The organism is Butyrivibrio sp. CB08 (assembly GCF_003625485.1).
Lineage (GTDB): Bacteria > Bacillota > Clostridia > Lachnospirales > Lachnospiraceae > Butyrivibrio.
Genome location: NZ_RAIR01000003.1, coordinates 121,635 through 137,566 on the forward strand (window position 1 = coordinate 121,635; position 15,932 = coordinate 137,566).

Annotated in this window: 11 protein-coding genes; all 11 read left to right on the forward strand. The window is 44.6% G+C overall.

Annotation, left to right across the window (positions count from 1 at the left end):
* The first annotated feature begins 13 nt into the window (after window positions 1-13).
* Window positions 14-5,686: an InlB B-repeat-containing protein gene (locus tag D6855_RS06860; RefSeq protein ID WP_120739399.1), complete on the forward strand. Its 5,673-nt coding sequence runs from the start codon at window positions 14-16 to the stop codon at window positions 5,684-5,686.
* A gap of 241 nt (window positions 5,687-5,927) precedes the next feature.
* Complete coding sequence (locus D6855_RS06865) at window positions 5,928-6,107, forward strand: hypothetical protein (RefSeq protein ID WP_120739401.1); 180 nt, start codon at window positions 5,928-5,930, stop codon at window positions 6,105-6,107.
* A 194-nt stretch (window positions 6,108-6,301) separates the two neighbouring features.
* A complete protein-coding gene (locus tag D6855_RS06870; protein WP_120739402.1) occupies window positions 6,302-8,326 on the forward strand; it encodes a methyl-accepting chemotaxis protein in 2,025 nt (674 codons plus the stop codon).
* Window positions 8,327-8,492: 166 nt separating this feature from the next.
* Complete coding sequence (locus tag D6855_RS06875; RefSeq protein ID WP_120739404.1) at window positions 8,493-9,701, forward strand: DUF2130 domain-containing protein; 1,209 nt, start codon at window positions 8,493-8,495, stop codon at window positions 9,699-9,701.
* 2 nt (window positions 9,702-9,703) lie between these two features.
* Complete coding sequence (locus tag D6855_RS06880) at window positions 9,704-11,110, forward strand: MATE family efflux transporter (RefSeq protein ID WP_199712411.1); 1,407 nt, start codon at window positions 9,704-9,706, stop codon at window positions 11,108-11,110.
* A gap of 11 nt (window positions 11,111-11,121) precedes the next feature.
* Window positions 11,122-11,796: an amino acid ABC transporter permease gene (locus D6855_RS06885; RefSeq protein ID WP_120739406.1), complete on the forward strand. Its 675-nt coding sequence runs from the start codon at window positions 11,122-11,124 to the stop codon at window positions 11,794-11,796.
* Window positions 11,796-12,536 (forward strand): amino acid ABC transporter ATP-binding protein, encoded by a 741-nt coding sequence (locus tag D6855_RS06890; RefSeq protein ID WP_120739408.1) that lies wholly within the window; start codon window positions 11,796-11,798, stop codon window positions 12,534-12,536. Before D6855_RS06885 ends, D6855_RS06890 begins: the two co-directional genes overlap by 1 nt.
* 74 nt (window positions 12,537-12,610) lie before the next feature.
* Window positions 12,611-13,459, forward strand: a complete 849-nt coding sequence (locus D6855_RS06895; protein WP_120739410.1) for a transporter substrate-binding domain-containing protein — start codon at window positions 12,611-12,613, stop codon at window positions 13,457-13,459.
* 104 nt (window positions 13,460-13,563) lie between these two features.
* Window positions 13,564-14,349: a basic amino acid ABC transporter substrate-binding protein gene (locus D6855_RS06900; RefSeq protein WP_120739412.1), complete on the forward strand. Its 786-nt coding sequence runs from the start codon at window positions 13,564-13,566 to the stop codon at window positions 14,347-14,349.
* A gap of 9 nt (window positions 14,350-14,358) precedes the next feature.
* A complete protein-coding gene (locus tag D6855_RS06905) occupies window positions 14,359-15,045 on the forward strand; it encodes an amino acid ABC transporter permease (RefSeq protein WP_120739414.1) in 687 nt (228 codons plus the stop codon).
* A complete protein-coding gene (locus D6855_RS06910; protein ID WP_120739416.1) occupies window positions 15,032-15,769 on the forward strand; it encodes an amino acid ABC transporter ATP-binding protein in 738 nt (245 codons plus the stop codon). The genes D6855_RS06905 and D6855_RS06910 overlap by 14 nt, the downstream gene beginning before the upstream one ends.
* Window positions 15,770-15,932 lie beyond the last annotated feature (163 nt).

Sequence of the window (15,932 nt, forward strand, 5' to 3'; positions counted from 1 at the left end):
GGAGGCGTAAACAATGTTGAGAAAATGCAAAAAACTCTTAGCTTTCTTATTAGCTTTAGCACTCGTATTCACTACATTTAATAGTGATTACACATCAGCTAAGGTTTATGCGGAAAACGACACCGAGGATACCAACGAGGATAATTCCGCAGATGACGAAGGTGAAGAGGACGGAGAAGACGAAGAGGAAGAATCAGAGGACGAGGAAGACGAAGAGTCTGATGAAGAGTCCGACGATGAAGACGAAGAAGACGAAGAAGACGCAGATGACGAAGACGAAGAGTCTGAGGAAGATGCTGAATCTGAAGAAGAATCTGCAGAAGAGGAAGAAGCAGAGGAAGCAGAAGAAGCAGAAGAGGAAGACGAAGAGTCTGAGGAAGGCCTTATCGTAGTTAAGTATGTAGCTAACGATGGCGGATCTGTTTCTAATGATAAAGAATCCTTTGATCCTGAGAGTGAAGAAGAAATCATTCTTGAAGGTGCTACAGCAACAGCTGACGAAGGATATGAGTTTGTTAACTGGACTATTGGCGACGAAGAGGTTTCTAGAGAAGCCACTTTTGTTCCTGTTGTAGAAGATATCACAGAGAGCGTTGAGTTCACAGCTAATTTTGAGGCTGTAGAAGAGGAAGAGCTTCCTCCAGTACAGGATTCCGTATCTGTAAATGGAGTAAGAATTTCACTTCATGCAAATCCAGGTGTACTTCCTGAAGATGCCAAGCTCGATGTTAAGACTCTCGAAGAGAGTGACGAAGTTAGCATTACTGAAGAAGATGTAAAAGAGGCTGTTGACGCCGTAACTGAAGAGGCAGTTACAGCAACATACTCATTTGATATCAACATCTATTCTGAGGAAGCTGGTGGATTTGTTCAGCCTGAGGATGGATCAGTTACTATTACTTTTGACGTAGAGAGTTCTGAGATCAATTCTGCAATTGCAGATGAAAATGCTGAAGTAGCTGTATACTACATCGCAGAAGATGGCGGAGATATTGAAGGCGTTGATAAGATATCAGATGTTTCTGCCGACAACATTGAAATTGAAACTGATCACTTCTCAGTTTATACAGTAGTTATTTCTAACAGCATTATTTCTGCTAATTTCCAGATTACAGTTGTAGATACTAACAGAAATCAGATTGGCAGCACACAATCAATATCAGTTACTAAGAATGCAGATACATCTATCTCCGCTGAGGAGATGGGAGACATGTTAGTTGCTCCCAGTGGATATGAATTCTGTGCTTTTGGTATAAGACAAACAAATAACAACGGCCAGGGCTATTATACAAAAGTCACTGAATTTAGACTTCATGATGGACATAGTAGTGATAGATGCCAGTACAAAACAGAAAATAGTAGATGGACTGACTGTGCGGGGAAAACAATCTATGCTCTGTTCTATCCAAACGACGCTGTAACTTCTTCATCAAGTGAATGGGGTGGCAAGCATCACCTTGATATTGGTTTTGAACAGACTGATTATCAAAAATACTATGAAGCCGGAGCAAGCGTATATGCAATAGTAAATGGCGAAAAACTTGATGCTGTAGCAACTGGTTTAGATGAGCAGATCGGATCATACGAATATCGTGTAGAGCGATCAACACCATTCCGTGATACAGATACAATTGAGTTCTATGTTGAATACAAGGCAAATCGTTGGAGTCCAACTGAGACATATCAGATGATATGCTCTAAGAGCCGCAGCAATGAAGCGTATAGAAGATGTGTTGAGAAGCATCTTACACGTCAGGATGTATTTGGTTTTGACTATCTCTTCACATTTACAGAGGACTTCGACCTTAATGGTACAGTAGTTTACCATAAGAATGATGGCACTGAAGAAAAGAAATCTTTCCCTGTTGCAGGAACAAATATTGAATCAGCAGAGCATTCAGTGCTTACATATGCCGGATCAACACTTACAAGTTATCCAGGGCATACCTTCACAGGATGGAAGGATGAGGAAGGCAATGATCTTGGTAAGGGCGGAGATGGAACAACCATAACAGTTACCAGAGATCAGGTTAGACATATCTATGCTCAGTGGGATGAGGATGAGGTCACTGTAAGCTTTGTTGGTAAGTACTATGATGACAATACTTATCAGACCACCAGGGACCTTGAAGAAAAGAACTATTCATTAGCTACAGCAGGAACAGCTACAGTACCATATAGCGACATCAATACTATAGCTAATAAGACAGCAAACAAAAATGGTTATGAGGTAGAAGGCTTCTACAAAGACGCTAATCTTAGCCAGAAGATCACTGGAAACCTTACAATCAGCATAGCTACAACTGTATACATCAAATATACAAAGACTCGTTATAGCGTTACTTACAAGCTTTCAAACGATTCTCTTGTAAAGCCTACTCTTGAGCAGGATACCAACAGATATCTTGAAGGTGACACTGTAACAGCTATGACAGCACCTGTTGTTGCAGGTTATAAATTTGAAGGATGGACAAGGACAGGTTCTCAGAGTGGCGTAGAGCAGGGCGGAACATTCACAATGCCTGCAGCTAACGTTGAACTTGTTGGTAAGTATGTAGCAAGTAGTGAAGTTCATTACGTTGTTGAGCACTATCAGCAGAAAGCTGATCTCAGTGGATATCCAACCACACCAACAGCTACAGAGGAATTTAATAACGGAACAACTGGTCAGCCTGCAGCTTATTCAGCTAAGACTTATGAAGGCTTCGAGTATAAGTCAAATAAGACTGAGTTCTATGGTACAAGTGGTAAGCTTACATCTGCAACAGTGCAGGCAGATGGAAGCCTTGTGATCAAGCTTTACTATGACAGACTTCAGTACGATGTAACATATGCTTATACAGATACAACAACAGTTCCTGGTGCTACCCCAGCTAATCCATCTACATTAAATGGCAAGTTCTACTTCGGACAGACTGTTGTTATTGCTGACAATGCTACAGCAAACGGTTACACATTTAGTGGATGGCAGGTTCCTTCAGGAATAACTGTTTCAGTAAATCCTAGAACACACAAGAAGGAATTTACAATGCCTGCAGCTCAGGTTGACATTACTGGAAACTTCGATGTCAACAAGCATAAAGTATCATACGAATACATCCTGGATGATCCATACATTGCTGTTCCAGATGGTGCAGCACCACTTGAAATGGATCTTCCTAAGAACGAAGAACATGATTTTGGTACAAGTGTTAGTACCGTAGCAGTTACTGTTCCTGCTGGATATGAATTTATCGGATGGAAGGTAAAAGGCAATTCTCTTACACTTAATGCTGGTGAAGAGATAGTTGGTGATTCCTTCACAATGCCTGATAATGATGTATTCCTTCAGGGTGGATTCAAGGCAAAAACTGATACAAAATATGCGGTAGAGTACTACCAGCAGAACATTAAAAATGACGAGTTCACATTATTTGAAACTGATAGCAACAGAAGTGGCACAACAGGCCAGAAGGCAACAGAATATGTTAAGTCATACGAAGGATTTACATTTGCATCCGATCTTACAGAATATGTAAGCGTTAATGAAAGTACCCACGCTGAGTCTTCAGTTGATGATGACACGATCCTTGGTGACGGAAGCCTTGTTATCAGACTTTACTACACAAGAAATAAGTACAATGTTTCTTACAGCTATACAAATACCGTACCTGGTGCAGATCCTGCTAATCCAGCAACCTATAACGGTACATACAAGTATGGTGCAACAGTAACTGTAGCAGCAGATGCAAAGGCTGCTGGCTACAAATTTAGCGGATGGAATGCATCAGTAGAAGATCAGACTATCGTATCTACTACTCTTGCACAGAGACTTCTGGCACTTATCACTGGACAGCCTGTAGCCGATACTGTTCGTACATTCGAGATGCCTGCAAGTAATGTATTCATCACAGGTGGATTTACAGCTAACGATGATACTGTTTACACAGTAGAGCATTACAAGAAGAGCCTTGATGGTCAGTATGTACTCGCAGATACTGATGCAGATACTAAGGGTACAACAGGAACTATCGCAACTTACTCATCAAGAATCGGTACAGCGGATTACGTTGGATTTAAGTATATTGAAAATGCAACCAAGTTCTATAGTGGCGATGATGAGCAGGATGATGCAACCATTCTTGGAGATGGAAGCCTTGTTATCAAGCTCTACTACGACAGAGAGTCTTATCAGGTAACATATAAGTACACAGGCAATGTTCCAGAGAGTGCAGATCCTACAGAAGCAGAACTTGAGGCAGAGCCTTATAAGAAGAGCTATCTGTTTGGTGAGACTGTAACAGTAGCAGATGATGCTACAGCTACAGGATACACATTCAGTGGATGGGATGTACCTGTTGATACAACTGAAACAAGTGCAGGTCTTATTGAGACTCTTGTTTCAGCGGTAACTGGACAGGAAACACAGACTACACGTACATTTGAGATGCCAGCACAGGATGTTGAGATCAAAGGTTCATTTACAATCAACAGACATATGGTTATCTATGAGTACACAGGCGAAGTTCCTGAGGGTGCAGATCCTTCAGTTGCAGAGCTTGCAGCAGAGCCTTACACAATGGAGTATGACTATAACTCTACAGTAACAGTAGCAGATGATGCCAATGCTCCAGAGGGTTACTTCTTCAAAGGATGGACATCTGAGGATGAGGACATTACAGAAGGCAGCTTCTTAATGCCTGATAATGACGTAACTATCAGAGGATCTTTTGAGAAGAAGAAGATCGTCACATTAAGACTTAATATCGATGGAAGTAATGTTAAGGAAGTTCTTTATGATGGAACACCTTACAGCACAGGCGTCGATGTTGTTGCAACCGTTACAGGTCAGGATGGAGATGACCAGGAAGAGCAGAATACTATTCGCCGTGTACTCGAGCAGTTTATAACAGCAGGAGTATTGGTAGTACACGCTGAAGAGGGTGATGATGAAGAAGATGGCATTCGTGCTGAATATGGCGGAGATTTATACATCATTAAGGGCGTTACAGTAACAGAAGGTTCAGGAATTGATGCTGATGTATATTATGCATACATCAATACTGATGAAATGGCTATCTTCAGAGATGGCGAAGATGTAACAGGTGAATTTGATCTCGTTATTGATAAGCCATTTGATGCAGAAGAGAATGTAGTTGGACGTCTTACAATCAAGCAGAGACAGGTTACACTTACATCTGAGTCAGCAAGCCAGACCTACAACGGATCAGCGCTTACACGTCCAATAGTTCAGATTGGCGGAGATGGATTTGTAGATGGTGAAGTAGAGAACCTCAGAGCTACAGGAACAATCACAGGCGTAGGCTCAGTTTCTAATCCAATCGAGTATGACGTGGTAGGCAAGTACAAAACTGAAGAAGGTTATGATGAAGATCTCTTCAAGCAGAACTACAAGGTAGAGGAGGTTGTCGGAACTCTTACAATCACAGCAGGTGGTGGCGGCGGAGACGATACACCAGGTACTCCAACAACTATCCCTGATGCACCAGTAGCAACAGGTCCAGCACCTGCAGTACTTGGTGAGCAGAGACCTCTTGATGGCCCTGCAGTACTTGGCGCTAGAAGAGCAGGAACAGATGACTCTACAAACAGAACAGCCAGAGCATTCATCATCCTGGTTTCAGCAGCAATAGGACTTTCACTGATAATTGCTGGAAAGAAGAAAAGAGAAAACGAGGAAGATTGATCTCCCGATTCCTCAGAGATAATTAGTTGAACAAGGCGGTTGGCCCCAGTGGTCAGCCGCCTTTTTTGCGCCTTCTTCCCACTACATTGTGCACAATCGAATTGTTGGCACAATTGTCTTAATTCTGTGAATTTTGTGTGAAAAAGCAAAAAATTACGTTTTTTGTAACATTTTCTGTCCAGAAGTGGTATAATCATTTCAGAACATGTTCTAAATAGTGATTACACAGGGGGCTGCAATCATGAAGAAGAATACGTTTATAGTGAAAGTGGACAACCGCCAACGGAATACCTGGCAGGGCGAGATCGTCTGGGCGGAGGAGAACAGACGCAAGCGCTTCAGGAGCAGTTTGGAGCTTCTTATGCTCATGAACGAAGCCATGAACCTTAGCGAAGATAGTGTCATGAGAAGAGCCAACTAACTGATTTGTACTACAATTGAATAGACAATAATACAAGCTGACCTAAAATAACCAAAAAAGGTCAGCTTTTTTTGCGCTTTACTGTAAAGATTTCATACAATTCAGCCGATAGTTTTATATGAGTGCGTGATTTTTATCATGGCTCAGCAAAAAAATAAGTGAACGGATTTCACTTTCTTATGGAGGTATCCAAAATGGCTAAAGAAGCTAACGAGAAAGGCAAGAAACAGAAAAGTACTATCAGCTTTAAAGACAGTATCAAGACCAAACTGATTGCGGTTATGATCCTTATAACAGCAATTCCTCTGATTGTATCACTGATCGTAAGTTACAGGAGTTCAACCAACAAGGCTCTTGACGATGCAGTGGCTAACCTCAACTGGCAGGCAAAGTATATTGCTTCAGAGTTTGAGGATACAATCGACAAGAACTATGTAGCGATGCAGACAATTGCTGCGGCTCCTTCAACAAGAGACTTTATGCTTCATCCAGATGATCCTGTGGCGATGACCAAGACTCTTGAGTTTTTAAGTGCTGTTGATAAGAACCTCAATGACGGTAATATCACAGTTCTTACAGGCCCTGACGGAATGCAGGTTCTTAGAGCTTCAGGAAAGCTCGTAGATGTTTCCAAGAGAGAATACTTCCAGAAGGCCATGGAAGGCAATCTTTGGTGCTCAGACGTTATCGTTTCTGCATCAACAGGTGCAAGACAGTGTACTTTTTCAGCTCCAGTCTATGGTGATGGCGGCGCTGTTATCGGTATAGTTCAGAGAAACTTTGACATGAACGTTCTTCATGAATTCCTTGCAAGCGAGTCAGATGACGCATTCATCACTGACAGAGCTGGTCTGGTAGCAGCACACTCTCAGTATGAGATCACAGCAGAGAACGAAGATGACAGAAGTCAGTCAACATTCATGACAAGCGGACTTGACAGCGGAACATATGAGGCGGATACAGGTAAGGGATACCGTGCGATCGTATGTTACACCAAGTCTCCTACAATCGGATGGACAATCTGCACAGCAAGCGACACCAAGACTGTTACAGCATCTGCAAGATCAGCAGCTACTGTAGTAGTTATCATCGGTATCGTAATGCTCATTATTGCAATCCTTATTTCCTTCATGATGGCAAGGAACTTTACTGATCCTATCAAGGTTGTCAATGACGCTATCACACAGCTTGCAGATGGACGCTTCAGCAAGGTAAGTAAGCACCAGAACAGAAAAGATGAGCTTGGCCAGATGATCGGCAACACCAATCTGGTTATTGATAAGTTAAAAGAGATCGTTACTAACATAAAAGAGTCTGCTAACAACGTAGGTATCAATTCTGAAGAACTTTCAGATATGGCTAACCAGATCTCTCAGACAGCCGAGGACGTATCAAATGCAGTTCAGGAGATCGCATCTGGTGCAACACAGCAGGCTGATGAGATCCAGCACGCTTCTGAGAACGTTGGCAGAATTGGCGATGCAGTAGGCGACGTACAGAATTCAACTGGTGATCTTTCAAATCTCGCAGAGAAGATGAAAGAGGCATCAGAAGTATCAAGTACTTCACTTGCATCCCTTCAGGATTCTTCAAATGAGATGACAGCCAAGATCGATGAGATCTCCAAGACCATCAGTGCTACACAGGATGCTGTTACAAATATCAATGGCAAGGTTGAAGGCATTGCTTCAATCGCCACACAGACAAACCTTCTTTCTCTCAACGCTTCCATCGAGGCAGCAAGAGCAGGAGAGGCAGGAAAAGGATTTGCAGTCGTTGCGGAAGAGATCGGCAAGCTTGCTGATGATTCCAAGCAGATGGCTGATGATATCAGAAAAGAGATGGATATTCTTCTTGAGCAGTCCAAGGCAGCCGTTGCTGCAGCTGATGACGTTCGTCAGGGCAACCAGGATCAGCAGCTTGCACTTGGTGAGACTCTCGAGGCAGTTAACGGAATGCTTGCTGATATCGGAAGCACAGTTGGCGGTGTACAGCTTATTTCTCAGGGCGCTGACACCTGCGAAACAAGTAAGAACGCGGTTGTTGACACAATGAGCGCACTTTCAGCTATTTCCGAGGAGAACGCTGCTTCTTCAGAGGAGACAGGCGCTTCCATGCAGGAGCTTTCTGCAACAGTTACAACCCTTGCTGGTTCTGCAAACAACTTAAAGGACATCTCAGACAAGCTCAACGAGGACATCGCATTCTTCAAGGATTGATCTTTAAAGTTTCTTTAGCATAAATATATATGGCACCAGAGGAACGCTTATAGGCGGTCTTCTGGTGTCATTTTTGTTGCAATTAGCCTAATTTGGCTAGGTGTAATCGAGCCTTTAGTGTGATAAAATCATAGGATACAAGACATCTATCAAAGGGGGCAGGTTTATGGCAGAACTTAAGTGTCCACATTGCGGACAGGCATTTACAGTTGATGATACGGAGCTTAGCAGTATTGTTTCCCAGATCCGTGACAAGGAATTTGAAAAAGACCTATCGCAGCGCACCTCAGAGCTTGAGAAGCACCTGCAGGAAAAGCACGCCCTGGAGATGTCTGCTGTAGAAAATAAGATCGTCTTAAAGACCAGACAGGAGTTTGAAGACGAGATCAACAAGCTCAGGGAAGAGAACTCCAGGCTTACCATGGAGATCCAGGCCTCAGATGACAAGAAGCGCCTTGCAGTTCTGGAAGCAGTTAAGCGGGTTGAGGATGAAAAGCACGACCTTGAGTCTCAGTTCAATGAAAAGAGTCGCGACCTGGAGACAGCTCTTTTGCAGGAAAAGGAAAAGAGCAAGATCCTCCTTGACCAGAAGGAAAAGGAAGTTGAGTTCTACAAGGACCTTAAGACCCGCATGTCCACCAAGATGGTGGGTGAGACCTTGGAGCAGCACTGCGAGATCCAGTTTAACCAGATCCGTGCCACAGCCTTCCGGAACGCTTACTTTGAGAAGGACAACGACGCCAGAAGCGGCAGCAAGGGCGATTACATTTTCAGGGAAGTTGATGAGAACGGCGTAGAGATCATCTCCATCATGTTCGAGATGAAGAACGAGATGGACGAGACTGCCACCAAACACAAGAACGAGGATTTCTTCAAGGAGCTTGATAAGGACAGGAGGGAAAAGAACTGTGAATACGCTGTTCTTGTATCCCTTTTAGAGAGTGACTCTGAGCTCTACAATGCCGGAATTGTTGACGTCTCCTACAAGTTCGACAAGATGTACGTGGTCCGTCCACAGTGCTTTATTCCTATAATAACGCTCCTTAGGAATGCGGCCCTTAACGCCCTTTCCTACAAGCAGGAGCTTGCTGAAGTTCGCAATCAGGATATCGATATCTCCAACTTTGAGGACAGCCTCCTTAAGTTCAAGAACGACTTTAGCAGCAATTATACCAAGGCCCACGCTCATTTTGACAAGGCCATCGAGGAGATCGACAAGACCATACAGCATCTTGAGAAGGTAAAAAAAGAGCTCCAGGGCTCCGACAATCAGCTCAGGATCGCCAACAATAAGGTGGAGGATGTTTCAGTTAAAAAGCTCACCAGAAACAACCCCACCATGAAAGCTAAATTCGACGCATTAAAGGACGAGTAATAATGGCAGCAAAGACACAGAACAGAAGAGAATTTATGACTCAGACCCCGGTACCCAAGCTGATACTGACGCTGTCTGTGCCAACAATAATAAGTATGCTGGTAACGGCGATCTACAACACCGCTGATACCTTCTTTGTAGCAAGAGTTTCAAGTGACCCTGCAGTAAACACCGCAGCAACAGCCTCTGTAGGCCTTGTGTTTACGGTTATGGCCATCATCCAGGCCTTTGGATTTTTCTGCGGTCACGGCTCAGGTAACTACCTTTCAAGGATGCTTGGAGCAGGCAATCACAAGGAAGCCAATGAGATGGCATCTACAGGCTTTGCCCTGGCTATCATTCTTGGAATCATCTTCGCGATCGTAGGAAATATCTTTGTTACACCAATAGCCCAGTTCCTTGGAGCAACGGATGCAACCATGCAGTTTACCAAGGACTACATGAGGATCATCTTGTTTGGGGCACCATTTATGATGGCCCAGTTTGTTATAAACAACCAGTTAAGGTTCCAGGGAGCAGCCACCTACGCCATGGTGGGACTAATGTTTGGCGCTGTCATGAACATGATCCTGGATCCCCTTCTTATCATGGTGTTCCACATGCAGGTAATAGGCGCAGGAATCGCCACTGTCATGGGACAGGTAACAAGCTTTATCGTGCTTCTTATCGGAACCAGCAAGGGCGAGAACATCAAGATGAGCATCAAAAATGTTCACATTAACAGGCATTACGTTTTGGAGATAATTAACGGCGGAGCGCCATCTCTTTTCCGTCAGGGCCTTGCAGCTATATCAACACTGCTCCTTAACAGAATGGCAGGAGCAATGGGTGCGATCACTATGGTTACAATTGCTGGATCGCAGCAGCTTATGGGAGCTGAGGCAGCCATCGCAGGAATGTCTGTAGCAGGACGCCTTATGATGATGATGGCATCTGCCCTTATCGGATTTGGTCAGGGCTATCAGCCTGTGTGCTCCTTTAACTACGGAGCAGGACTTACTAAGCGTGTCAAGGAAGGCTTTGTGTTCTGCGTTAAGTATTCAACCATTTTCCTTATTGGAATCGGCGCGGTTTGCTTTGTCTTTGCGCCAAATATCGTAGCTCTTTTCACCAGGACGGAAGCTGCCCACATGGTGGGTGTTGCGGCCCTTCGCTTCATGGCTGCATCCCTTCCTCTTTCAGGAGCCATCGTTATCAGCAACATGATGCTTCAGTCAATTGGTAAGGGCGTCAAGGCTTCCATCACAGCATCAGCAAGAAACGGCATCTGCTTTATCCCGCTGATCCTGATCCTGCCACAGATCTTTGGCATCAGGGGCGTTGAGATGACTCAGGCCTGCGCTGATGTTTTATCACTTTTTATCGCAGTTCCACTGGCTCTTTCGGAACTTCGCAAGTTTAATGACTAACTGGAGAATTTATGTTTGATCAAAAGACACTTGAGCTTCTCGTTAGCTCTTTTCCCAAAATACTGGAGTATGGACTTAAGGTAACACTGCCACTGGCGGCCATAGCCTTTATGCTCTCTACGGTTATCGCGGTTTTGGTTGCAATGGTACAGTACGCCAACACTCCTGTTCTTAGGCAGATATGCAGGGTGTACATCTGGATCATCAGAGGAACGCCCCTTCTGGTTCAGCTGATGGTGGCATTTTACGGACTGCCACTTCTTGGCATAAGGGCCAATCCCTTTGTGATGGCGGTGGTTGTTTTTTCAATAAATGAAGGTGCTTACTCCGCAGAGACCATGAGGGCAGCAATGGAGGCGGTTCCGGCAGGACAATTGGAAGCCGGCTACTGCGTTGGCATGAACTATATGCAGATCATGTGGCATATCATCCTGCCCCAGGCCTTCAGGACAGCGTTCCCATCTCTGTTCAACGCCCTGATCAGCATGGTCAAGGACACTTCCCTTGCATCAAGTATCACGGTGGTTGAGATGTTCACAAGGACCAAGCAGATCGCAGGCCAGTCCTACAACTACCTGCCGCTGTACATCGAGGTTGCGCTTGTTTACCTGATCTTCTGCACGGTTCTTACCTTTATTCAGAAGAAGGGCGAGAAGATTCTTGGAAGTTACGGGGTTAGAAAGTAATGGCACTTTTAGAGGTTAAAAACATACAGAAGGCCTTTGGCGAAAACGGCGTACTTAAGGGCATTGACCTTACCGTAGAAAAGGGCGATGTGGTGTCGGTTCTTGGGCCATCAGGTTCAGGTAAGACGACGCTCCTTCGCTGCATCAACTTCCTTGAGAAGGCTGACGGCGGATCCCTTTCCTTTGAGGGAAAAGAGTATGATCTGTCCCGGATCACTAAGGCTGAAATAGCAGATATCAGAAAAAAGACAGGTTTCGTGTTCCAGAACTACAACCTGTTTGCAAATAAGACGGTTCTTGGAAACGTGACACTGGGGCTTACCAGCGCAAGGAAGGTTGCTAAGGCTGAGGCGGAATCCAAGGCTAAAGAGGTTCTTGCCAAAGTCGGAATGGCAGAGTTTGCAGACTACTATCCATCCCAGTTATCAGGCGGTCAGCAGCAGAGAGTTGCCATAGCAAGGGCTCTTGCAACAGATCCATCGATCCTGTATTTTGATGAGCCAACGTCGGCTCTGGATCCTCAGCTTACGGCTGAAGTTCTCGAAGTCATGAGGGAGCTTGCCCGTGAAGGGATGACCATGATAGTTGTTACCCACGAGATCTCTTTTGCAAAAGAGGTATCGACCCATGTAATGTTCATGGCCGATGGTAATGTTGTGGAAGAGGGAACAGCGTTGGAATTCTTTGAAAACCCCAGGATGGACAGGACCAGGGAGTTCTTGCGTTTAACAAGTAATTGATGTATTATGCACAATATAATTGTATCGAGGTGGACCTGCTTTATGGGCAGGTCCATTTAGTAAGGAGGACTATTATGAAGAAGAAACTATCTTTAGTTATGGCGACAGCTCTTTTGGCTGTATCAGTTATGGGATGCGGCGCATCAAAGGATGCCGGAACAGCAGACACTAATGCAGCAGGCAGCGAGACAGCAGCTGCCACTGGTGAGGACCACCTTGCAAGGATCAAGGCAGCAGGCAAGATCACAATCGCTACAGAGGGTGTTTGGGCTCCATTTACATATCACGACGAGACTACAGATGAGCTTGTGGGCTTTGACGTAGAGGTTGCAGCAGCCATCGCTGAAAAGCTGGGTGTAGAGGCAGACTTTAAGGAGGTTGCTTTTGACGGCGGTCTTACAGGCGTAACAACTGGAACCTTCGACATGATGGCCAACGGCGTTGACGTTACTGAGGACAGAAAGGGAACCTACGATTTTACTGATCCTTATGCATATGACCACGCAGTTGTTGTTACCCTTGCAAGCAACAGCGATATCACATCATTCGACGATCTTAACGGCAGAACAACAGCTAACTCAGCTGGTTCAACATACGAGGCAATGGGCAAAGAGCACGGCGCTACAGTATCAAATGTTGATACTCTTGGCGAGACTATGACACTGGTACTTAACGGAACAGTTGATGCTACCATCAACGCCAACACTTCAGCTCAGGACTACTTCAACACAACAGGAACAACAGAGCTCAAGGTTGCAGCAACAGACCCGGAGGTTACAATGTACGCTATTCCTCTTGCAAAGGGCGCTGATAACGACAGCCTAAGAGAAGCCATCAACAAGGCAATTTCAGAACTTCGCTCAGAAGGTAAGCTCAAAGAGATCTCTGTTAAGTACTTCGGAGCAGATATAACTACAGATTGATATTTTTTTAAGTAAAGGACTTGATTTAATTTAATATTGTTGTTATATTATACATAAAATGTATAAATATACAGGATTTATGTATAAAACAGGAGGAGATTATTATGAAAAAGAAGATACTTTCAGCCTTTGTAGCAACAGTAATGACAATGACAGTCCTTTGCGGATGCGGAAGCGCAGCAGCACCAGCAGCAGATAACCAGGGTGCTGGCGAGGCTGCCAAGGAGACACTTATCGTTGGAACCAACGCAGCTTTCCCACCATTTGAGTTTGTAGGCGATGATGGCAAGCCAGATGGATTTGACATGGCACTTATCAAGGCAATCGGAGATGAGATCGGCTATGATGTTCAGATCCAGGACATGGAGTTTGATTCACTTGTATCATCAATCGGTAACAAGATCGACGTTGCTATCGCTGGTATGACAGTAACTGAAGAGCGTAAGAACATGGTTGATTTCTCTGATCCATATTACGAGGCTGTTCAGGCTGTAGTAGTTCCTAAGGGAGCAGCTATCGCTACTGCAGATGACCTCAAGAACCTCAAGATCGGTGTTCAGCTTGGAACAACAGGTGAGTTCATCGCTGATGAGATCGAGGGCGCTGAGGTTTCAGCATACAACAAGGCAGTAGATGCAGTTAACGATCTTAACAACGGACGTGTTGACTGCGTTATCATCGACAAGAACCCTGCAGAAGTATTTGGTGCACAGTTCTCAGATAAGGTTGACGTAGTAGCAGGCGAGAACTTCGATTTCGAGCCAGAGAACTACGCTATCGCACTTCCTAAGGGAGACACAGAGCTTGCTGGCAAGATCAACGCAGCTCTCAAGAAGTTCAAGGAAGACGGAACATACGACAGCCTTGTTAAGCAGTACATCGAGGAGTGATTTATTTAGATGACCATTTCAGAACGTTTTACCGCGGCGTTCATAACAGGTGAGCGCTGGAAACTTTATATCTCTGGTCTTGGGATTACCCTTGAGATAGCTCTTTTCGCAGGGCTTCTTGGAATCATCATTGGTACCATTGCAGCTCTTATGAAGCTCTCTACCACTGAGGATGGCAAGCCAACCATATTTAACTACATCGCTTCAGTTTACGTGGATGTTATCCGCGGAACTCCAAGCGTACTGCAGCTCCTTATCATGTGGTTTATCGTAATGGCTTCTTCCAACAACGGAATCCTGGTTGCATCTCTTTCCTTTGGTATCAACTCAGGAGCATACGTTTCCGAGATCGTAAGAGGCGGAATCCTTGCAGTTGATAAGGGACAGATGGAGGCAGGAAGGTCTCTTGGATTATCCAAGGCCAAGACCCTTCGCTACATCGTTCTTCCACAGGCTATGAAGAATGTCATTCCTCCTTTGGGGAACGAGTTCATTACTCTGGTAAAAGAGACTGCGATCGTGGGATATGTATCCCTTGCAGATCTTACACGTGTTGCTAATCAGATCGCATCAAGGACCTATGACGCATTCATGCCCCTTATCGGAGCAGCGGTGATCTACTTTATTGTGATCAAGATCCTTACGATACTCCTTGGAAAACTTGAAAGGAGGATGCGTAGAAGTGATATCCGTTAAGAACCTTACAAAAGATTACACTAAGGCCGATGGCAACCACATAAGAGTTATCGAGGGCCTTAACTACGAAATTGAAAAGGGCGAGAAGATCGTTATCGTAGGACCTTCAGGTTCAGGAAAGAGCACATTTTTAAGGTGCCTTAACCTCCTTGAGAGACCTACTTCAGGCCAGATATTCTTTGACGGTGAGGAGATCACTGCCAAGGGAACAGATATAAACAAGGTAAGACAGAGGATGGGAATGGTATTCCAGAACTTCAACCTCTTTAACAACCTTACTGTTATGCAGAACCTGACACTTGCTCCAGTCAAGCTTGGAGTTATGAGTAAGGAAGAGGCCCACGCTAAGGCTACTGAGCTTTTAAAGAGGGTTAACCTTCTTGATAAGGCAGACGTCTATCCAGCTTCTCTTTCAGGTGGTCAGAAGCAGAGGATTGCTATCGTTCGTTCACTTTGCATGAATCCTGAGATGATGCTCTTTGACGAGCCAACATCAGCTCTGGACCCTGAAATGGTCGGAGAGGTTTTGGACGTTATGAAGCAGCTTGCAGATGACGGTATGACCATGGTGGTTGTTACCCACGAGATGGGCTTTGCAAGAGAGGTTGCCACCAAGGTGCTGTTCATGGACGAAGGTATTCTCCTTGAGGAGAACACACCGGATGAGTTCTTTGATCATCCAAGGACAAAGAGACTTCAGGACTTTTTGTCCAAGGTGCTGTAAGAAGATTTAAATTCGTGATTTTTTTAGTAATTGAATAGCCAGATATATGTAAAACACCAGGGCTTTTTATGGCTCTGGTGTTTTTGCGTTGCGGGAAATGCCCATGGTTACTGGGCTTCTCAATGTGATAAGGAAAATTTATATTCACCTATAAGATTAGTAT